Consider the following 18,696-nt stretch of genomic DNA (forward strand, 5'->3'; position numbering starts at 1 on the left):
TCAGCCATACCATTTCATCGACTGAACCCTGACCTCTGTGCGTGATTTCCTGGCGGCGGCCGTGCAACTCACCAGCAGTTCCGACCCGCAGAGCAATTTCACTGCTGCCGAGGAACAGATCGACCTTGCTGCACGCAGGGGAGCCGAGTTGATCGGCCTTCCTGAGAACTTTGCCTTTCTCGGGGAGGATTCAAGACGTCTGGAACTGGCGTCCGACCTCGCAGAACAGGCCTCCAGTTTCCTGGTCACCATGGCGCGTCGCTATCAGGTGGTGATCATGGGCGGCGGTTTCCCTGCCCCCGTCGGTGACGGTGAACACAGCTATCAACGCGCTCAGCTGGTGGGTCGAGATGGTCAGATCCTTGCCAGTTATGACAAACTCCATCTGTTCGATGTCGACCTGGCAGACGGCAGTTCCTATCGAGAGTCAGCCTCTTTCAGCCCTGGGATGACGCCTCCGCCCGTTGTGGATGTGCCTGGACTCTGTCGGGTAGGGCTGTCCATCTGCTACGACGTGCGCTTCCCTGAGCTCTACCGAGATCTGATCGGAGCAGGAGCTGAATTGTTGATGATTCCCGCCGCTTTCACCGCCTTCACGGGGAAAGACCACTGGCAGGTGCTGCTTCAGGCGCGTGCGATCGAAAACACCTCCTACGTGCTTGCCCCTGCACAGACTGGTGTCTACGCAGGACGACGTCAGAACCATGGGCATTCCATGGTGATTGACCCATGGGGAACCGTGCTGGCCGATGCCGGGGTGAGCCCTGGTGCCGCCGTCGCTCCGATTGACCTGGATCATCTCGAGCGCATCCGCACGCAGATGCCTTGCCTCAAGCACCGCAGAACCGCACTGTTCTGAAGCTGATGCCTCGGCCACCTCGTCGTTTCAGTGCCCTGCTGGTTGCCCTCGCCCTGCAGAGCGCGGGCTTGCTGATGGCGTTGCCCGCTCGGGCCGCCAGTGCCCTTGCTGCCTGGTCTCTGGGTAGTGATGGGGTTCTTCAATTGCGCACGGCCACAGGTGCGCGCCTCGATGCCTTCTTTGAAGCCGGGGAAGCCGGTCGTGGGCCAAGGGTCTGGATCGACTTCCCCGGTGAGCTGAGCCGCGCCCGCAAGCTTCGAGGCTCCGGTCCCGTCCGCGAGGTTCGACTGGGAAAGCCCAACCCGGGTGCCACGCGTCTGGTCATCGAGTTCAATCCAGGCGTTGAACTCGACCCTGGTCAGTTGCGACTGATCGGTACCTCGCCGGATCGCTGGAAGTTGATGTTCGAGGGGCTGGCCACCAGAGGTCTCCGCACCATCGGGGAAGGCGATCTCAATCGGGCAAGTTCCGGTCGCTGGGGTGGCGTTCGCATCAAGCCCACGCGGACGCCTGTCAATGCAGCAGGGCTCCCGACTGTTCCTCGCGGCCGTTACAGAGTTGTTATCGATCCAGGTCATGGTGGGCCTGACCCCGGCGCGGTGGGGATCAGAGGGATTCGCGAATCGGAAATCGTTCTCGATATTTCTCTTCAGGTGGCTCGCTTGCTTGAGGCCAAGGGTGTTCAGGTCACCCTGACCCGTACGGCAGAAGTGGATGTTGATCTGCCGCCGAGGGTCTCACTTGCCAACCGACTGGGTGCAACAGCGTTTGTGAGCATCCATGCCAATGCAATCAGCATGTCCCGTCCGGAAGTGAACGGCATTGAAACCTTTTATTTCTCCGATCCCCGCTCCGCACGGCTGGCCGCTCACATTCAGCAGCAGGTGCTGAATGTGTCTCCCGGAAGTCCCAATCGCGGCGTCCGTCGCGGACGCTTCTTCGTGATTCGCCGCACCACCATGCCTTCGGTGTTGGTGGAAACAGGGTTTGTCACGGGCAGTCTCGATTCTCCAAGGCTGGCCACCGCATCACATCGCCGTCGGCTCTCTCTGGCCATTGCCACCGGCATCCTTGAGTATCTGCAGGGGTTGCGATGACCATCCGCCTCGGCATGTTTGACAGCGGCCTGGGGGGACTCACGGTTCTGCGTCGGGTTCTGGAACGCCACGGATCCCTTCAGGTGATTTATCTCGGCGATACGGCCAGGGTTCCCTATGGCAGTCGTTCAGCGGCTGAAATCCGGACGATTGCCTCAGAAGTGGTGAGTTGGCTGAGCCAGCATCAGATCTCAACTGTGGTCATGGCCTGCAACACCACCAATGCCCTGGCCAGGGACGTCGCCGAAGGTCAAGCAGGTGTGCCTGTGGTCGGCCTCATCGGTGCAGCTGCGGCGATGGTTCGGGAAACCCGGGTCGGGGTGCTGGCAACACCCGCAACCGTCGCATCGGGGGCCTATCGCGAAAGCATCGAGGCTTTGCATCCTGGGACGCTGGTGGTGCAGCAGGCCTGTCCTGAGTTCGTTCCCTTGATTGAAACGGGAGATCTGCGTTCCGACTCCCTGCGCGATGCCGCAACCCGCTATCTGCAACCCCTGATGGAGGCTTCAGTGGAGTCGGTGGTGCTCGGCTGTACGCACTATCCCTTGCTGGTGCCGCTGCTCAACAACCTGTTGCCGCAATCCATTCGGCTGATTGATCCGGCCATGGCTGTGGCCAGTCAGCTCGATGCCTTGCTGGGAAAGCCAGTGCCTGGAGGACTGGATCAGCCCCTAGCCATGGGGGCAACCCGTATCTGTGTGACGGCTGACGCCGAGGGATTTGCTGACCGTGCCACGCCCTGGCTGGGGCAACGGCCACGGGTTGAGCTGGTGCAACTGCAGAGACAGGTCGGAGCCTTCTAGGATCTGCGCACTGAGAGGATTCATGACCACCGTCACCGATTTGCTGGAGCCAGTTGAGGCGGATCTGGAGATTCTGCTCAGCGATCTCCGCAATCTGATCGGAGCGGGTCATCCAATTCTTCAGGCCGCTGCAGAGCATCTGTTCAGTGCAGGTGGCAAGCGCCTGCGGCCTGGCATTGTGTTGTTGATCTCAAGAGCACTTGACAGTGATGGCGGTCTCACCTCCCGTCACCGCCGGCTGGCTGAGATCACCGAGATGATCCATACCGCTTCACTGGTTCACGACGATGTCGTGGATGAAGCGGCAACCCGGCGGGGAGTTGAAACCGTTCACAGTCGATTCAATCACCGTGTGGCTGTTCTGGCAGGTGATTTCCTGTTTGCTCAGGCCAGTTGGCACCTTGCCAACCTCGACAACCTCGATGTGGTGAAACTGCTCAGCCGCGTGATCATGGATCTCGCTGACGGTGAGGTGAAGCAGGGTCTGTACCGATACGACACAGGGCAAACCTTCGAGACCTACCTGGAAAAGAGTTACTGCAAGACGGCTTCTCTGGTTGCCAACAGTGCCCGTGCAGCAGGGGTTCTCAGCGGCTGCACCGAGCCTCAGCTGGAATCTCTCTACCGCTACGGACGTCAGCTGGGTCTGGCCTTCCAGGTGGTGGACGACATTCTTGATTTCACGGCCAGTGATCAGCAGCTTGGTAAGCCTGCCGCCAGCGATCTGTCCAGTGGTTATCTCACCGCACCTGCTTTGTATGCCCTGGAAAGGAATCCAGCCATGGGTGTTCTGATCGAACGCGAATTCAGCAACGAGGGAGATCTCGATGAGGCGCTGGGCATGGTGCGTCAGTCGGATGCGATTGCCCGTACCCGTCAACTGGCTGAGACCTTTGCCCAGGAGTCACGGGAAGCTCTCACCTGGCTTCCCGATTCTCCCTATCGCACAGCCTTGTTGGAACTCCCCGATTTCGTGCTCAGTCGTCTTTACTGACCAACGCTTCAAGCCAACTCTGAGCTTCGCTGAGCTGGTTGATCGCAAACAGGCGCTCATCATCCATCAAAGCTTGCGCTCCGGAAGCCGTCTGATGAACATCTTCTGTCTTTCTGATCAGGCGCCAAACCAGGCAACCAGCAGCCAATGCTGATTCGCATCCCGCCTTGGAATCTTCAAAGGCCCAGCAGTCTTGAGGTCTGACCTTCAGTCGTTCCGCTCCCATCAGGAAAGGATGCGGAGCTGGTTTGCCGGCTATCAGCCCTGGTTCATCGCCGCAGATCATCAGCTGCAGGCGATTCACCCAGGGGTGATTGCCGATCTTGCGTTGTACTGATTCCCGGTCACTGCTGGTCACAAGAGCCATCGGAATGCCAAGGCGGCTGGCTGTTCGCACCAGCGATTCCGCACCCTCCATCGCTTTGGCTTCAGGCAGAAGCTGTTCTGCGATCGGCTGCCTGACGGCGAGCAGTTGTTCCGGTGTGATCGATGGATCGATCCAGGTGCAAACGAGCCTGGCATTCTCGAGCCGCCGGCGCCCTTGCAGTTTGATCAGCTGATCCGTTGCAAGATCTGTTCCGAACTGTTGTGCTGCCTGTTGCCAGGCGCGCGCATGAAGGGGCTCGGTGTCCAGCAAAAGGCCGTCCAGATCGAACAGGCAGGCCTTGGGTTGGGTGGTGAGCTGATGACTCAGCGGAAACGGGTCTGATGTGGGCATCCAGTCCAGACAGGCTGCTGCTTGAACCTCAACCATTCTGATCGGGGCTTGGGTTGATGCCCACTGACCAAGGACCTCCATCAAGGGGATGAGGGCGTTCGGGGGTTAGCAGCAGTGTGATCCAAGCTTCTTCCGACCTGCCTATGCATGGCATTGATCCTTTGATTTCCTCATTCAAGGGCCCCCTCCCTGATCCGAAGCGTCCCCATCGGCCTTCTGACAACGTCTGTCTGTTGCAATGATCCGTCTGTTCAACACACCCAGAGCCTGCACACCTACAAGAAAAACTGTTGATCAGCAAGACATCAAGAATCGAGAGCGTGTCGCGGAATCAAGCAGTCCATCAATCAACCGTCATTTCCTGATCAGCACGGCCTGGGCAAGGTGTTCCTGTCAAAGTCGTTTCAGTGCGTCTTTTGCTTCCACTGGGCTGAGATCGGTTTGTTGCTTGCCTTGCTGAATGCCCGCCAGGTCCACGGCCATCAGCAACAGTTCAGGCCTGCAGAATTTTCAGCATCATCACTCAGGTGGGCATCGCTTCCAGGTGCCGGTTGGTGAATGTCCTATGTCTTTCGCCGCCAGGCAGAGGTTTAACCAGTGCACATCAAGAATCAACTTTCGCTTTCTGCGTGCTGCCAGCATGGAAAGTTCTCTACGTCGATAAAAATCGATATCACCAAGTTCTTCCATCAGAATTTGTGTCTCTCTGTCATAGAAGTCGATGGCTTCAGTCGCAGGCACGTTGTCAATGAAGTCAGAAAAGGTTGTCATTGTCGGTGCCCGGATGAGACTTTTTCGGTCTATGCCCAGGCGTTGCCGCTTTGAAGACAGGGTCACCGCCCTGAAAGGTTCGGTTTCATGCCCCTGACCGTGCAAATGGCCTCAGTACACCGCTCAGGTTCGCCCTGCCGACTGCTTGTATTTGAGTCGGAGCAGCCGCAGCCAGGCCTACCTATCCACCATTCCACCGCTGAAAGATCTGCTGAGTGTGGGGCAGGGCTAAAGCTGATCCCCACTGCCTGTGGCGGATCTTGACCGGATTGTTACGGACTTTCCAGCTGTCATCACAGGAGATCGCAATCTGCCTTCGAAACGGTTTGATCCAAGGTTCTGTCTGAATGCGCCGTGGCAACTATCTTTTGCCCTAGGCGCAACAGGGAAACCCCCGATGACGAGCGAGAAATCCACCATTGAAAGCGTGCTTGATGAGCAGCGCATTTTCGAGCCGTCTCTCGACTTCTCCCGATCTGCTCGCATCGGAGGCATGGAGGCCTACAGGGCGATGGCTGATGCAGCGCGTCAGGATCCCGAAGCGTTCTGGGGAGATGCAGCACGCAAACAACTCTCCTGGTTCACGCCTTTCGAAACCGTTCTCGACTGGTCGGAGCCCCCGTTCGCGCGTTGGTTCGAGGGTGGCACCACCAACATCTCCCACAACTGCCTGGATCGGCATCTCCAGAGCGAGAAGGCCAACAAAACGGCACTGATCTGGGAGGGAGAGCCCGGTGACGTGCGACGGTTCACCTACCGAGAACTGCATGCCGAGGTCTGCAAAGCCGCCAATGCCCTCAAAGCGATGGGCATCGGTAAGGGTGACCTCGTTGCTCTGTACATGCCGATGGTGCCTGAGGCGGCGATCGCCATGCTTGCCTGCGCTCGCATCGGTGCGCCTCATTCCGTGGTGTTCGGTGGTTTTTCAGCCGAAGCTCTGCGTGATCGTCTGATCGACGGCGAAGCCAAGGCGGTGATCACCGCTGATGGTGGTTTCCGCAAGGACAAGCCTGTGTCGCTGAAGCCTGCTGTTGATGCGGCTCTTGCCGATGGCAGCTGTCCAACCGTGCAGTCCGTGCTGGTGGTGCAACGCACCAAGCAGTCTGTGGAGATGGTCGATGGTCGTGATCAGTGGTGGCATGAGCTGGTCGACGGGCAGAGCGCAGACTGCACCGCGGAACCGATGGCCAGTGAAGACCGTCTTTTCGTCTTGTATACCTCCGGTTCCACCGGCAAACCCAAAGGGGTCGTGCACAGCACGGCGGGATACAACCTCTGGGCACACCTCACATTCCAATGGATCTTCGACATTCGCGACGATGATGTCTACTGGTGCACAGCGGATGTGGGCTGGATCACCGGTCACAGTTACATCGTTTACGGCCCGCTTTCCAACGGTGCCACCACGGTGATGTATGAGGGAGCGCCGCGTCCCTCCAAGCCCGGGGCGTTCTGGGAGTTGATTCAAAAACACGGCATCACGATCTTTTACACCGCTCCCACGGCAATCCGCGCGTTCATGAAAAACGGGCGTGAGGTGCCTGATCAGTACGACATGAGCAGCCTGCGTCTGCTTGGAACCGTGGGAGAACCGATCAATCCCGAGGCTTGGATGTGGTACAGGGATGTGATCGGCTCCGGTCGTTGCCCGATCATCGATACCTGGTGGCAGACTGAAACCGGTGGCGTGATGATCAGTCCTCTCCCGGGTGCGACCCCCACGAAGCCCGGTTCAGCCACACTGCCGTTGCCGGGTATTGAAGCCGACGTGGTCGATGCGGACGGCAACTCGGTTGGAGCCGATGAAGGTGGTTACCTCGTGGTGCGACGTCCCTGGCCCGGGATGATGCGCACGGTGCACGGCAATCCTCAGCGTTTCCGTGAGAGCTACTGGGAGCACATCCGTCCGGCTGACGGCAGTCACATCTATTTCGCCGGCGATGGCGCCCGTCGTGATGCGGATGGCTACTTCTGGGTGATGGGGCGGGTGGATGACGTAATCAACGTCTCCGGTCACCGCCTCGGCACCATGGAGATCGAATCTGCTCTGGTCAGTCATCCCTCCGTGGCTGAGGCAGCTGTTGTCGGTCGTCCAGATGATCTCAAGGGTGAGGGCATTGTTGCCTTCGTCACCCTTGAGGCGGGACGTGAACCGGAGGATGCCCTGATCACAGAACTGCGGGCCCATGTCGGCAAGGAGATCGGCCCGATTGCGAGGCCCGATGAGATTCGCTGCAGCGATGCACTGCCCAAGACCCGCAGCGGCAAGATCATGCGCCGGATCCTTCGTGCCCTCGCTGCTGGTCAGGAAGTCACAGGAGACACCAGCACGCTTGAGGATCGCTCAGTGCTGGACAAGCTGCGCGCCTGATTCCGCCGTTTAGGTGCGGGGCGTGGCGATCGATCGATGGTGGGCGTCGCTGATAGGCCTGAAAACTCTCCTGACTTTCACCAGTCCCTCACCAGGTCGAAGCACATGATGAATTCAGACGGGTTCAACAGTGATGAAACGCAAGCCCAACGTCAGCTACCGCTACCACCACATGGGCGTTCCCACGTCTGAGCAACGCCCTGGTGAGCACTACAGCTCCACATTTCGGATGTACACATCCGGTGGCGAAGATCCCGGAGGATTCCGGATTCAGTTTCATCGTTTTGAATCCGGGAGCTGTCTGCACCCACTGATTCAGTCCACCCCACATGTGGCATTTCAGGTGGATGATCTGGAGGCCGCAGTGGCTGATGAGCGGTTGCTTCTCGGGCCCTATGAACCGTTCAGCGGCTTCAGGGTGGCCATCATCGAAGAGGAAGGTGTTCCGATTGAGCTGATCGAAACGGAGCTCACTGAAGATGAAATATGGGGAGAACCCAAGGCCAGTTCAGTGATCTACCCGGAGGAGACCGTGCCACTCAGCGCCCAGGAGGTGATCAGGTCCTGAAGCCGGTTCACCTGCTGCTGCCGGTCGCTGCCTTCCGCCCAGTCGCCCAGGAACTGTCTGCGCAGGCCGGCACTGGCGGGTGTGAGGTGATCTCCAGGCAACTTGAGCAGCTCGCTGCGGTCTCCCTGGCGACACTGCAGAGCGGTGATCAGGTCGAGGCTCTGGTCGATCTGATCCCTGTTAAATCGCACCACCTGATTACGGGGTTGCAGGTACTGACGCTTGATCAGCCTCAGGGTTTCCTTGGGGCTCGGACTGAATTCGGTGTTCACCCCCAGGCTTGGAGCAACCACGCCGAGCAGGGGAATCGACTGATCTGCGGTGAAGTTGTTGAAGCTGAGCGCCACAAGGCCGCTGCAGTTACGCCCTCCATCGGGAGCCAGCAGATGCAGTTTGCAACCCAGGCTGTGACCGAGACGCAGAGGTGGTGAAAGCTGTCCCAGGCGGTCTTGCATTCGGGTCCGACAGGCGCGCATGGCACTCCAGGCCTCACGTGCCTGGAGTTGGTGGTCGAAACCAGGCACATAGCTCCAGGCATGCACAGCAACTCCGCGGGCAGCAAGTCCTTCGAGCAGGCGTCGGTAGCTGATCTGAGGGGTGGCCGCCAGATAACTGCCACCGACAAATTCCACCAGGCCCCTTGGCTGGCGCGGATACAGGGTCCAGCAGTCACGGAAGCGAACCCAGCTGCTCATTGGCTGGGTTGCAGCGAACGAAGCACCTGCATCGCCTCGCGGACATGGGCGGGGCCATCGAGCAAGTTGTTGAACACGTGCCGGATCACACCCTGGCCGTCAATCACGTACGTGACGCGCGACGGCAGCAAACCGAAAGTCTTGGGGACGCCGAAGGCTCTGCGCAGACGTTGATCACTGTCACTCAGAAGCGGAAACGGAAGCTGATGACGTTCGGCGAAGCGGCGATGGCTGACCAGATCGTCACCGCTGACACCCCAGACCTGAGCACCGAGCTGTTGAAGTTCCTGATGGGAATCACGGAAACCGCAGGCTTCCGCGGTGCAACCTGGGGTTTCGTCCTTGGGGTAGAAGAACAGCACCAGGGGTGTGCCGTTGCGCTCACCGATCGCGCAGTTGTTGCCTTCGTGGTCCTCCAGGTTGATGGACGGAACGCTGTCACCCACGGTGAGGGCCATGACGAGGGAACGAATTAGTAGCGAAACCTTAGGAAGCGCGGATGGAGGACGGAGAATGGTTCGATCCAGGAGGGAGGCAAGCGCATGGAGAACCCATCGGTACCGGGTCAGCTCGATCTGCTGTCGTTGAGCGGTGGCCAACCGGCACCGGCTTCGCCACCGCAATCATCACCTCAATCTTTGTCGCAATCACCGCCGCAATTGCTGGAGCGGCCTTTGACCAGTCCGTCGCCGCAGTCAGGAGCTGAACGTCACGCTGCAGCACGCACCCTGTTGATTGTTGACACCGAGACCACTGGGCTGGATCCGCAGCTGGATCACTGCCTGGAAGTCGGTGTGATTCTCTTTGACGTGCCAAGCCGTCAGCTGCTGGCTCAACAATCATTTCTGTTACCGGTGGAGTCCAATGCCGCGGAAGCGATCAATCGCATTCCCGCCTCCGCCACCAACCTGCCTCAGCCCTGGCGTCCTGCCCTCGGCTATCTCCAGACGTTGCTGGATGCCGCCGATCTGCTCGTGGCGCACAACGCAGCCTTTGATCGTCAGTGGTTCGGCCGAGGTCACCTGCCGGCGACGGACAAGCGCTGGCTCTGCAGCATGGAGGACATGCGCTGGCCACCGGAACGCCAGCTCAGGTCCAGGCCTTCGGTGCGTGATCTGGCCCTGGCCTATGAAATCCCTGTCTGGGCTGCCCATCGTGCTCTGACCGATTGCATCTACCTGGCTGAGGTCTTCCGGCGATGTGAAGACCTTGAACAGTTGATCGAGCATGGCCTGGAGCCCCGTCAGCTGATGCGAGCCCAGGTGTCTTACGACAACCGTCATCTCGCCCGGGATGCCGGTTTCCGCTGGAACGAGCCGGTGAAAGGAGCCTGGGCCAGGCGCCTGTCGGCGAGGGAGGCCTCCAATCTCGACTTTCCCGTTGTGCCTGTTGACCCTCCCTTGCCCCTGGCGTCCTGATTTGCTTCATCAGTCCGAAACCTCGCGGAGGGTTTGACCGTGCTGGAGATCTGGCAGCCAGGCTGATGTCATGGATCTTCCCAGGCATCCGCCTTCCATTCGTTCTCGCCTGCAGCGCTGGCAGCAGGTACGGACTTGGGCGCGCCTGATTCGCGAGGCGGAATGCCTCTGGCATGTGGATGTGCGCGAACTCAAGCGACTCGGTGCACTGGAGCTCTCGTATTTGCTGGAGGAGGTCCCGTCCTGTCAGCGGTCGCGGGTGAATCGATGGCTGACGCGTTACTCGGCTTCGACGCGATTGCCTTCAGGGGCGTCCACCCGTAAGCCTTGATTCACTGTTTAAACGCACTCAAGCGCTCACGAACATCGCTGATGAACGCTGCCTGGACCTGCTCTCCGCTAGAGGTAGGTCGGTTCCTTCCAGGCCACCCATGAGCTTTGCCAGGCAGGTTTTCATCCTGTTCTCCCTGCTTGCTGTGGCATCGGGTGTCTCCGCCTCCTCGGATTCGTCTCTGACCGCAGTTGGCGTCGCACTCCCCGCCAGGCTCTATCGAAACTGGTTTGCCCAGATGACCAGTTCAGGCGGTCCTGAGGTCAGCTTTCGACCCGTCAGCTCAGCCGAGGCTCAATGGGCCCTGATCAGGCAGACCGTTGATTTCGCAGTCTCCGATGCCCCGATGCAGCCCAGGGACCTGGCCAAGGTGAAGCGTGGTGTGGTTCAGATACCCATCGCTGGAGAAGCCATCACGTTCGGATACAACCAGCCAGGTTGCGACCTGAAGCTGACCCAACAGCAGGCCGTACAGGTGGCCAGTGGCAGGATCACCGACTGGAAGCAGCTCGGCTGCAAGCCGGGTGCTCTGACCTGGGTGCATCGATCGGATGCCTCTGGCACCACCGAGGCCTTCACTCTCACAATGCAGGCGTTTTCCTCTCAATGGTCGCTGGGGACAGGTCAATCGATTCGCTGGCCAGCAGCCAATGCGATCGCCGCAGAAGGAAACTCCGGTGTTGCCGCTGCCATTGAAAACAGGCGAGGAGCCATCGGCTATCTCGGTCTGTCCCATCTCAGCGGCAGTCTGAGGTCCGCTGCATTGCAGAACAAAGCTGGAGAATTCCTGCGACCCAGTGTGGTCTCCAGCGCTCAGACCCTCAAGGGCATCGAACTGGATTTCAATCTTGCCGGCAGCAACCCCAACCCTTCGGCCCAGGGTGCCTATCCGATCGTCACGCTGATCTGGGGTCTGGCCTACAGGTCTGCAAACGGCGACAACACGCAGGCGGTCAGAGCGGCTCTTGACTTCATGCTGAGTAGCCAGGCCCAGGCCCGGGTTGCCGAGCTCGGTTTGATTCCCCTTGAGACTGAAATACTCAGCAAGTCGCGGCCAGTGATTGAACGGATTAGTCAGTAATCGCAGCCTTCCTGATCGATCATTGCCAGCTTTGACACCCGTCGATTGGTCATTTTTGCCCTGATCTTTCGATACTTTTGAACACTCCTTATTGATTCGATTGCGGGCTCTTCGTCAGGGTGTGTGATGTTGCGCTCCATACACTCGTCGGTAGGGAATCGTCAGTCGGTGCTGTCGAATCTCCTTCAGAATCAAGAACACCAAAAGCAAGGCACTGCCTTCTGGACTTCAGTTTTCAAAATCGAAATCGCTTGCACCTCGCCGCGGGAAACGTGGTGCCACTTCACAAAAACAGGTTGTGGCTTGTTGTTAGTGGCATGGTGAAGCTCGGGGCGGTTTCTGTGCATGGAGATGAGCTACTGCTGGGCCTGGCAGGTCCCAACGAGACCTTCGGCGAACCATTGAGCACGGTCCAGGCCTATGAGGCCGTCACCCTCGCCGACTCGGATCTTCTTTGCATGACGATGGTCGAGGTGCGTGAGTCACAGGATCTTGCCAACGATCTGCTGGGAGCGGTCGTGCTTCGTCATCGCCAGTCGGAGTACCTGCTCTCTCTACTTGGGCTACGTCGAGTTGAGGAGCGCGTTAGAGGTTTTCTGGAGCTGCTTGCTCAGGATTATGGCCAGCCCTGTGAGCAGGGATTGCGCCTCAATCTGCGCCTGACTCATCAGGAGATGGCAAGTGCCCTGAGTACCACCCGTGTAACCGTGACCAGGGTCATCGGTCTGCTCAGAGATGAGGGTTGGCTCAAAATCGACGGTCAGCGTCATCTCGTGATCACCCATTCGCCCTGCAAATAAACTGGTTCAGAGCGAGTGATTTTTAGACTCTTCATTCGGGGTTGTTGTTGTTTGCTTTGAGCGGATTACAGAGCATTCAATAAAAAAGGCTCCTCGTTTGAGGAGCCTTTGTTTTGGATTGGACTCTGACATCGGAGCGGCGGGATTTGAACCCACGACCCCTACTACCCCAAAGTAGTGCGCTACCAAGCTGCGCCACGCCCCGACGGCAGATGCAAGCTATCACAAGGCATTCCCGCTCTTCGTGTGTCGCTTGATGCGTGTCAGCAGCCTTGTGGTGAGTTTGTCACGGCTGTCGCTTGAATACCCCCAGATTCGCAGTTGTCTGCCCAGCTGACGCAGCGATGACAGATTCATCGAGGCCAGCTGCAGCTCCGGCAGCGTTCTCCAGGCTCTGGAGGCGATCGGCAGGGTGGAACGTCGTTTGTTGTCTCCAAGACTCAAGGTTCCATCAGCGATCCACTCCGGAATCAGCACCACCAGCACTGCGATCAAGCCATAGAGCTCCACCAGGCCGCTCGGCAGTGGATGCAGACGTCGAGGTGGCTTTTGCTCAGGAATGGTGGGCACGCCGTGCAAGGTGTTCCAGTCGCTCCCAACCTTGCCAGGTCGGTTTAACCAGATGGGGGGGAGTGGTCAGATCGCCATGGTTCCCTTCGCCAAAGAACCCTTCGCCAAAGATCCCCTCGCCAGTGTTCCCCTCGACAGGGGCGAGATGACCTGGGCAGGAGGGGCAGGGGATGGATCGCGCCAGAGAAAAGGACTCTCTTGATCCGACCGGGGTTTCAGGGAGAAGGCCACGGCTAAGACCAGGACAACCGTCAGTGCAATGACGGCGATCACAACCCTGTCGGGAAGGGATTCGTTCATGTCTGCAGCTGGATCGGACTGTTGTCACCACGCAGGACGCAGTGACTGATGCTCCAGTCGTAATGGCTCCAGACCTGACTGGGCAAGCGGTAGTCGGCTGCTTCAAAGGCGCCGAGGCTGATCCCTGTGGGCATGGCGGAGCAGTAGGGCCTGCTGCCGGGACGTGCCAGATATTGCTGGTGGTAATTCTCGGCGAAATGGAAGGTGCGGTCAGCTGCGATTTCGGTCGTGATGCTGTCCCGTTCGGCCTGGGTGAGGGCGTGTTGATACCAGTCACGACTGGTCAGGGCCAGTTGCATCTGCCTGGGGGTGGTGGTGTAGATCGCTGATCGATACTGGCTGCCCTGGTCATTGCCCTGACGGTCCCCCTGTGTGGGGTCATGACATTCCCAGAACAGCTTGAGCAGATCGCTGACATCGATGGCTGGGGTGCTGTAGACCACGCGGACCACTTCGGTGTGTCCAGTCCGTCCACTGCAGACCTGCTCATAGCTGGGAGCTGGAGTCTGGCCGCCGGCATAGCCAACTGCCGTGGACACAACACCCGGTAGACGCCAGAACCCTTTTTCAGCGCCCCAGAAGCATCCGCAGCCGAAAACAATTTCCTCCTGATCCTCCATCAGCGGTGCCTTGAGTGGCGTTCCGAGAACAACGTGACGCTCATCGCTGTTGCCGTCTGATTGTCCCTGCTGAGAACCCGTGAGCCAGTTGGGCAGCATCACATTCTTGTCTGTTTGGCAACCTTAGGCAGATGTCATCGGATCCAGGCGGATGTGATTGAGCAGTGTGGTGACGAAGGCGAACAGCAGAAACGGAACGCTGAGCACAAGAATCAAACCGACTCCCACCAGGGCAAACACAGGTCTTGAAGACCCCATGAGGGCCAGTCCTGCGGCAAGGCTCACAAAGATCACGGCCATCCAAGCCAAAATCTGTCCGTAGATATCCCCGAACGTCAGGGTGCAGCGGACCGAGAAAGGGGTACCTGACGTCATGGTTCGGCAGCAGAGACTCCAGCTAAGCCGAGGCTGGAGGGTTTGTCGCCCGTAAGTTGCACAACCTTTGCGTCAGGCCACCGATTCCAGCCGTTCAGCCGCCTGTTCCCGTTCCCACAGACTCCGGTAGAGGCCCTTTTCCCTGATCAGATCGGAGTGGTGCCCCTGTTGCACCAATCGCCCCTGGTCCAGCACCAGGATCCTGTCGCATGCCGCGGCTGCCGACAGTTGATGGCTGATCATCACAATCGTGCGCTGCGTCTGGCGTCGCACCGAGGCGAGAATTTCGGCTGCGGTGTTGTTGTCAACGCTTGCCAGCGCGTCGTCCAGGACCAGAACAGGAGCCTTGAGCAACAAAGCCCTGCCCAGGGCGGTGCGCTGCCTCTGGCCTCCACTGAGGGTGATCCCGCGTTCGCCGACAAGGGTGTTCATGCCATCGGGAAATCCGCGCACATCTCCCAGTAAGCGGGCCTGTTCAGCCGCTGCCTCAACCCGTTGCATGTCGGCTTCGGGTTCGCCGTAGCGAAGGTTGTCCGCCAGGCTGCTTGTGAACAGGTAACCCTCCTGGGGAACAAGGGCGATCTGTTCACGCAGGTCGTCCAGGCGCAAGTTGGTGATGTCATGTCCATCAAGGAACAGCTGATGGGCTGGCACCTCTACCATGCGACCCAGAGCGCGTGCCAGCGTGGTCTTGCCACAGCCAACTGGACCGACGACGGCCACCAGTTCTCCAGAGCGAATCTGGAAACTGAGGCCGTTGAGGGTGTCGCAATCGGATCCGTCGTAGCGGATGTGCAGGTTGCGAGCTTGCAGTTCTCCGCGCACGGGAAGTTTCAGATGCTCCGGTTCGTGCGGATCACTGATCAGCGGTCGGCGCGACAACAGCTCCTCGACTCGCTCCAGGCTCACCTGACCGGTTTGGAAGGTGTTCAGCGTGAAACCAAGCAGAGCGGTGGGAAACACCAATTGCCCCACGTAAAAGATCAGGGCGACCATGCCGCCGATCGACAGGGTGCCTTGCTGGAGCTGGCCGCTTCCGAGTGCAAGCAGCAGCAACAGGGAGATAGATGAGATTCCCTCCAGCAGGGGGAAGAGGGTACTGCGCGTGCGTGCCAGCTGAATGGCCGTATCGCGATATCTGCGGTTGCGGGAACTGAATGCATTCAGCTCCTGCTGTTCCTGGCTGTAGATCTTGATGGCTGCGATGCCTGAAAGGTCTTCCTGGATCAGTTCACTGAGACCTGCCAGTTCTTCCTGCTGGCGCCGCTGTTCTCGCATCATGCGGCCTCCGAACAGGCGAACGGCGCCGAGCATCACTGGATAAGGGGAGATTGCAGCAACGGTGAGAACGGGATCAATCGCCAGCATGGCCGGCAGCGTGAAGGTGTAGGCCAGAACGGTGTTCGTCAGACTCAGCACGGCAAAACCCAGCAGGCGCCTGACGTTCTCGACATCGCTTGTGGCACGGCTGATCACTTCACCGCTGCCCGTCTGCTGGACCCAACCGGGCTCCTGCTGGAGCATTTGATCAAACAGCTTCTGACGAAGCTCAACTTCCACCTGGCGCCCGACTCCGAAGACCAGTTGGCGCGAAATGAGCCTCGCCACCCCCATGCTCGTGGCGAGCAGCACAATCCAGCCTGCCTGTGCCAGTACATCGGAAAAGGCGAAACCCTCCTGAAGGTCATCAATCACCCGTCGAATCTCGAGGGGGATGGTGACGCTGAGAATGTTCACGACGACCAGAGCGATCGCACCCATCAGCACCGTGCTTCGATGGGGTTTCAGGTAGCGGCCGATCAGATCGAGGCGGAAAGGGGCCATCGCGAACCCTGCACAATGAACAACCTAGGCATTGAGCTGATCCTCAGGAGAGCACCCAGACGTTGGAACGGTTGAAATTGGCGTCGAACTGGCCATCGCATCCTTTTTAAGGGATAGTGTTGATGTCCCCATCACCCGGCCCGGAGTGCATCTGCACCCGGGCTTTTTTCTGTCCGCCGATCCCCAAGGCTCCAGGCCTCTTATTCCCATGGTCTCCCAATCCCCTTCCTGGCCTCAGACACTGGAGCTTCTGCTGAACGGAGGCGTGCTCGTTCCTGACCAGGCAGCGGCCTTGATGAGAGCCTGGCTCTGCGAGGAATTCACTCCTGTGCAGACAGGGGCTTTTCTGGCTGCCATTCGGGCGCGTGGTGTCAACGGCGGTGAACTCGGAGCCATGGCGGCCGTGTTGCGTGAAGCCTGTCCTCTGCCAGGGGCACGCCCGGAACTGCTGATGGTGGATACCTGCGGCACGGGGGGTGACGGGGCGGACACCTTCAACATCTCCACCGCCGTGGCGTTTACGGCCGCAGCCTGCGGTGCCCATGTGGCCAAGCACGGCAATCGAAGTGCCAGCGGCAAGGTGGGCTCAGCGGATGTGCTCGAGGGTCTCGGCCTGCATCTGCAGGCACCAGCTGCACAGGTGGTGGAGGCTCTCTCTCAGGCTGGAGTGACCTTTTTGTTCGCGCCGGCATGGCATCCGGCTCTGGTGAACCTGGCGCCACTTCGCCGCAGTCTTGGCATTCGCACCGTGTTCAATCTGTTAGGCCCTCTTGTGAATCCCCTGAGACCCAACGGTCAGGTGCTGGGCGTGGCCACTGAGGACCTCCTGGATCCAATGGCGGAGGCACTGCAGAGTCTTCGCCAGGAACGGGCCGTTGTGGTTCACGGTGCCGGCGGTTTGGATGAAGCGTCACTTGCGGGACCCAATTCCCTGCGCATTCTCGAAAAGGGAGTGCTGCGCTCAGAGTCCATTTCACCTGGAGATCTCGGTCTTCAGGTGGCACCGCTCGAAGCGCTGCGCGGCGGAGATCTTGCCTGCAATCAGGCGATCCTGAGTGATCTGCTCCAGGGGCGAGGCACCCAGGCCCAGGCCGAAGTGGTTGCCTTCAACTGCGCTCTGGTGCTTTGGGTGGCCGGTGTGGAAGAGGATCTGAAGTCCGGTGCCCAGCGAGCACTTTCGGCTCTGCGTGATGGCCTTGCCTGGGAGCGTCTTAAGCAGTTGCGCCTCGGGCTGACCCCCGCCGAGGGAGGATGAGTGCTCCAGCGTTGTTGAGGAGATTCGTCTGCTGATGACTGCTTCATCCAGTGAGTCGGCATGGCTGGTGCTGGCCGATGGCACTGTCTTCTCCGGACTGCCCTGTGGCGCCGGTGGCAGCGTGGTCGGTGAGGTTGTTTTCAACACCGGCATGACCGGGTACCAGGAGGTGATGACCGATCCCAGCTATTCCGGACAGCTGGTCACCTTCACCTACCCGGAGCTGGGAAACACCGGGGTCAATCCCGATGACCAGGAGGCCGACAAGCCGCACGCCCAAGGTCTGATCGCCCGCCAGTTGTCGCCGGTGGCCAGCAACTGGCGCTCGCGTCAGAGTCTGCAGGACTGGTTGGAGGCCCATGGCGTTGTCGGCATCCATGGCATCGACACCCGTGCCCTGGTTCGCCACCTGCGTGAAACAGGTGCAATGAATGGGGTGATCAGTTCCGATGGACGCGCGCCTGCTGAGCTGCTTGAGGTGGTGCGTTCAGCGCCCTCCATGGAAGGTCTGAATCTCGCCGACAAGGTTTCGACAACCACTTCATATGAGTGGAACGCTCCCTGTGCTGTGGATTTCGACAGACGTTTGCAAAGCGGCCGACCGGACAGTCCGTACCGCGTCGTCGCGATCGATTTCGGCATCAAGCGCGCCATCCTCGATCGATTGGTCAGTCATGGTTGTGATGTGACAGTCATGCCGGCAGCCTCTGATCTGCAGAGCGTGCTGGCTTGCAAGCCTGAGGGTGTGTTTCTGTCCAACGGACCGGGTGATCCGGCTGCCGTCAGTGACGGGATCGCTCTGGCCCGCGGCCTGATTCATCAGCGAGATCTTCCCTTGTTCGGCATCTGCCTCGGCCATCAGATTCTCGGACTGGCCATGGGGGGCACCACCTTCAAACTCGGCTATGGGCATCGCGGTCTCAACCATCCCTGCGGAACCACCGGGCAGGTGGAGATCACAAGTCAAAACCATGGGTTTGCCCTGGATGCGGCGAGTCTCCATGCCGATAGCATCGAGGTGACCCACCTCAATCTCAACGACCGCACCGTGGCAGCGATGGCCCATCGGCAGCAGCCGCTGTTTGGCGTGCAATATCACCCTGAGGCGAGTCCTGGCCCCCACGATGCCGACCATCATTTCGCCCGTTTCGTTTCGCTGATGTCAGATCGACGCTGATGCGTGGTCTGTCTCGAAGAGCATCACTACACTTCGCACGACGACGACGCAACATGGGGGGTCTGGTCC

General features: G+C 59.4%; 21 protein-coding genes and 1 tRNA gene. 12 read left to right on the forward strand and 10 right to left on the reverse strand.

Features of this window, described 5'->3' with window-relative positions; all coding sequences use genetic code 11:
• Positions 1 to 37 precede the first annotated feature (37 nt).
• Genes SIB58_RS05420 through sds form a run of 4 tightly spaced genes read left to right on the forward strand, consistent with a single transcriptional unit; the run spans position 38 to position 3,753 of the window.
• Positions 38 to 859, forward strand: coding sequence for a carbon-nitrogen hydrolase family protein (locus SIB58_RS05420; RefSeq protein WP_067325721.1), 822 nt, complete (start codon positions 38 to 40; stop codon positions 857 to 859).
• 5 nt (positions 860 to 864) lie between these two features.
• Positions 865 to 1,956, forward strand: a complete 1,092-nt coding sequence (locus SIB58_RS05425; RefSeq protein WP_066906649.1) for an N-acetylmuramoyl-L-alanine amidase — start codon at positions 865 to 867, stop codon at positions 1,954 to 1,956.
• On the forward strand, positions 1,953 to 2,759 hold the full coding sequence (gene murI, locus SIB58_RS05430) for a glutamate racemase (RefSeq protein ID WP_066906542.1): 807 nt from the start codon (positions 1,953 to 1,955) through the stop codon (positions 2,757 to 2,759). The genes SIB58_RS05425 and murI overlap by 4 nt, the downstream gene beginning before the upstream one ends.
• Before the next feature lie 22 nt (positions 2,760 to 2,781).
• The gene (gene sds / locus SIB58_RS05435; protein ID WP_066906540.1) at positions 2,782 to 3,753 is read left to right on the forward strand and encodes a solanesyl diphosphate synthase; all 972 of its coding nucleotides are present in this window, start codon (positions 2,782 to 2,784) and stop codon (positions 3,751 to 3,753) included.
• Here the strand turns inward: sds and SIB58_RS05440 are convergent.
• Positions 3,737 to 4,507, reverse strand: coding sequence for an HAD family hydrolase (locus SIB58_RS05440; RefSeq protein ID WP_231884127.1), 771 nt, complete (start codon positions 4,505 to 4,507; stop codon positions 3,737 to 3,739). The two genes, sds and SIB58_RS05440, sit on opposite strands and share 17 nt — an antisense overlap.
• 483 nt (positions 4,508 to 4,990) lie before the next feature.
• A complete protein-coding gene (locus tag SIB58_RS05445) occupies positions 4,991 to 5,308 on the reverse strand; it encodes a hypothetical protein (protein ID WP_156486575.1) in 318 nt (105 codons plus the stop codon).
• A 331-nt stretch (positions 5,309 to 5,639) separates the two neighbouring features.
• On the opposite strand from SIB58_RS05445, the gene acs reads away from it, so the two are divergent.
• Positions 5,640 to 7,613, forward strand: a complete 1,974-nt coding sequence (gene acs, locus SIB58_RS05450; RefSeq protein ID WP_067325779.1) for an acetate--CoA ligase — start codon at positions 5,640 to 5,642, stop codon at positions 7,611 to 7,613.
• 133 nt (positions 7,614 to 7,746) lie between these two features.
• The gene (locus SIB58_RS05455; protein ID WP_066906536.1) at positions 7,747 to 8,181 is read left to right on the forward strand and encodes a VOC family protein; all 435 of its coding nucleotides are present in this window, start codon (positions 7,747 to 7,749) and stop codon (positions 8,179 to 8,181) included.
• Here SIB58_RS05455 and SIB58_RS05460 read toward each other — a convergent pair.
• Both SIB58_RS05460 and SIB58_RS05465 read right to left on the reverse strand, forming a co-directional pair.
• Positions 8,130 to 8,876 (reverse strand): DUF1350 family protein, encoded by a 747-nt coding sequence (locus tag SIB58_RS05460; RefSeq protein ID WP_067325718.1) that lies wholly within the window; start codon positions 8,874 to 8,876, stop codon positions 8,130 to 8,132. The two genes, SIB58_RS05455 and SIB58_RS05460, sit on opposite strands and share 52 nt — an antisense overlap.
• Complete coding sequence (locus SIB58_RS05465; protein ID WP_067325716.1) at positions 8,873 to 9,334, reverse strand: peroxiredoxin; 462 nt, start codon at positions 9,332 to 9,334, stop codon at positions 8,873 to 8,875. Before SIB58_RS05465 ends, SIB58_RS05460 begins: the two co-directional genes overlap by 4 nt.
• 84 nt (positions 9,335 to 9,418) lie before the next feature.
• Here SIB58_RS05465 and SIB58_RS05470 point away from each other — a divergent pair, with 84 nt between their 5' ends.
• The 4 genes from SIB58_RS05470 (at position 9,419) to SIB58_RS05485 (ending at position 12,506) form a co-directional block, all read left to right on the forward strand.
• On the forward strand, positions 9,419 to 10,294 hold the full coding sequence (locus tag SIB58_RS05470) for a 3'-5' exonuclease (protein WP_066906530.1): 876 nt from the start codon (positions 9,419 to 9,421) through the stop codon (positions 10,292 to 10,294).
• 70 nt (positions 10,295 to 10,364) lie between these two features.
• Positions 10,365 to 10,625, forward strand: a complete 261-nt coding sequence (locus SIB58_RS05475) for a hypothetical protein (RefSeq protein ID WP_066906528.1) — start codon at positions 10,365 to 10,367, stop codon at positions 10,623 to 10,625.
• A 100-nt stretch (positions 10,626 to 10,725) separates the two neighbouring features.
• Positions 10,726 to 11,706, forward strand: coding sequence for a PstS family phosphate ABC transporter substrate-binding protein (locus SIB58_RS05480; RefSeq protein WP_066906526.1), 981 nt, complete (start codon positions 10,726 to 10,728; stop codon positions 11,704 to 11,706).
• Between the two features lie 221 nt (positions 11,707 to 11,927).
• Positions 11,928 to 12,506: a Crp/Fnr family transcriptional regulator gene (locus SIB58_RS05485; protein ID WP_066906642.1), complete on the forward strand. Its 579-nt coding sequence runs from the start codon at positions 11,928 to 11,930 to the stop codon at positions 12,504 to 12,506.
• A 131-nt stretch (positions 12,507 to 12,637) separates the two neighbouring features.
• Here the strand turns inward: SIB58_RS05485 and SIB58_RS05490 are convergent.
• The 6 genes from SIB58_RS05490 to SIB58_RS05515 form a co-directional block, all read right to left on the reverse strand.
• Positions 12,638 to 12,711 (reverse strand) — tRNA-Pro (locus SIB58_RS05490).
• Positions 12,712 to 12,728: 17 nt separating this feature from the next.
• Positions 12,729 to 13,076, reverse strand: coding sequence for a hypothetical protein (locus SIB58_RS05495; RefSeq protein WP_066906524.1), 348 nt, complete (start codon positions 13,074 to 13,076; stop codon positions 12,729 to 12,731).
• Positions 13,077 to 13,142: 66 nt separating this feature from the next.
• Positions 13,143 to 13,376 carry a hypothetical protein gene (locus SIB58_RS05500; RefSeq protein WP_066906522.1) on the reverse strand — a complete coding sequence of 78 codons (234 nt, stop codon included), beginning with the start codon at positions 13,374 to 13,376 and terminating at the stop codon, positions 13,143 to 13,145.
• Positions 13,373 to 14,095, reverse strand: a complete 723-nt coding sequence (gene msrA, locus SIB58_RS05505; protein WP_066906520.1) for a peptide-methionine (S)-S-oxide reductase MsrA — start codon at positions 14,093 to 14,095, stop codon at positions 13,373 to 13,375. Before msrA ends, SIB58_RS05500 begins: the two co-directional genes overlap by 4 nt.
• 24 nt (positions 14,096 to 14,119) lie before the next feature.
• Entirely contained in the window at positions 14,120 to 14,371 is a 252-nt protein-coding gene (locus SIB58_RS05510; RefSeq protein ID WP_066906518.1) for a hypothetical protein, read from the reverse strand.
• Between the two features lie 72 nt (positions 14,372 to 14,443).
• Complete coding sequence (locus SIB58_RS05515; RefSeq protein WP_066906515.1) at positions 14,444 to 16,195, reverse strand: ABC transporter ATP-binding protein; 1,752 nt, start codon at positions 16,193 to 16,195, stop codon at positions 14,444 to 14,446.
• Positions 16,196 to 16,403: 208 nt separating this feature from the next.
• Between SIB58_RS05515 and trpD the strand changes: the two genes are divergently transcribed.
• Together trpD and carA are read left to right on the forward strand one after the other, a co-directional pair.
• Positions 16,404 to 17,450: an anthranilate phosphoribosyltransferase gene (gene trpD, locus SIB58_RS05520; RefSeq protein ID WP_066906640.1), complete on the forward strand. Its 1,047-nt coding sequence runs from the start codon at positions 16,404 to 16,406 to the stop codon at positions 17,448 to 17,450.
• Between the two features lie 34 nt (positions 17,451 to 17,484).
• The gene (gene carA, locus SIB58_RS05525) at positions 17,485 to 18,627 is read left to right on the forward strand and encodes a glutamine-hydrolyzing carbamoyl-phosphate synthase small subunit (protein WP_067325713.1); all 1,143 of its coding nucleotides are present in this window, start codon (positions 17,485 to 17,487) and stop codon (positions 18,625 to 18,627) included.
• The last annotated feature ends 69 nt before the right edge of the window (positions 18,628 to 18,696 follow it).

Origin of the sequence: Synechococcus sp. MIT S9504, from assembly GCF_047497135.1 — a bacterium.
Lineage (GTDB): Bacteria > Cyanobacteriota > Cyanobacteriia > PCC-6307 > Cyanobiaceae > Synechococcus_C.

Excerpts from the sequence above, each read along its gene's own strand:
- acs (WP_067325779.1), top strand. The coding sequence starts at position 5,640 with ATGACGAGCGAGAAATCCACCATTGAAAGCGTGCTTGATGAGCAGCGC.
- SIB58_RS05510 (WP_066906518.1), bottom strand. The coding sequence starts at position 14,371 with ATGACGTCAGGTACCCCTTTCTCGGTCCGCTGCACCCTGACGTTCGGG.
- trpD (WP_066906640.1), top strand. The coding sequence starts at position 16,404 with ATGGTCTCCCAATCCCCTTCCTGGCCTCAGACACTGGAGCTTCTGCTG.
- SIB58_RS05455 (WP_066906536.1), top strand. The coding sequence starts at position 7,747 with ATGAAACGCAAGCCCAACGTCAGCTACCGCTACCACCACATGGGCGTT.
- SIB58_RS05475 (WP_066906528.1), top strand. The coding sequence starts at position 10,365 with ATGGATCTTCCCAGGCATCCGCCTTCCATTCGTTCTCGCCTGCAGCGC.
- SIB58_RS05515 (WP_066906515.1), bottom strand. The coding sequence starts at position 16,195 with ATGGCCCCTTTCCGCCTCGATCTGATCGGCCGCTACCTGAAACCCCAT.
- SIB58_RS05500 (WP_066906522.1), bottom strand. The coding sequence starts at position 13,376 with ATGAACGAATCCCTTCCCGACAGGGTTGTGATCGCCGTCATTGCACTG.
- SIB58_RS05440 (WP_231884127.1), bottom strand. The coding sequence starts at position 4,507 with ATGGTTGAGGTTCAAGCAGCAGCCTGTCTGGACTGGATGCCCACATCA.
- SIB58_RS05465 (WP_067325716.1), bottom strand. The coding sequence starts at position 9,334 with ATGGCCCTCACCGTGGGTGACAGCGTTCCGTCCATCAACCTGGAGGAC.
- SIB58_RS05470 (WP_066906530.1), top strand. The coding sequence starts at position 9,419 with ATGGAGAACCCATCGGTACCGGGTCAGCTCGATCTGCTGTCGTTGAGC.
- SIB58_RS05425 (WP_066906649.1), top strand. The coding sequence starts at position 865 with ATGCCTCGGCCACCTCGTCGTTTCAGTGCCCTGCTGGTTGCCCTCGCC.
- sds (WP_066906540.1), top strand. The coding sequence starts at position 2,782 with ATGACCACCGTCACCGATTTGCTGGAGCCAGTTGAGGCGGATCTGGAG.
- msrA (WP_066906520.1), bottom strand. The coding sequence starts at position 14,095 with ATGCTGCCCAACTGGCTCACGGGTTCTCAGCAGGGACAATCAGACGGC.
- SIB58_RS05480 (WP_066906526.1), top strand. The coding sequence starts at position 10,726 with ATGAGCTTTGCCAGGCAGGTTTTCATCCTGTTCTCCCTGCTTGCTGTG.
- murI (WP_066906542.1), top strand. The coding sequence starts at position 1,953 with ATGACCATCCGCCTCGGCATGTTTGACAGCGGCCTGGGGGGACTCACG.
- SIB58_RS05460 (WP_067325718.1), bottom strand. The coding sequence starts at position 8,876 with ATGAGCAGCTGGGTTCGCTTCCGTGACTGCTGGACCCTGTATCCGCGC.
- carA (WP_067325713.1), top strand. The coding sequence starts at position 17,485 with ATGACTGCTTCATCCAGTGAGTCGGCATGGCTGGTGCTGGCCGATGGC.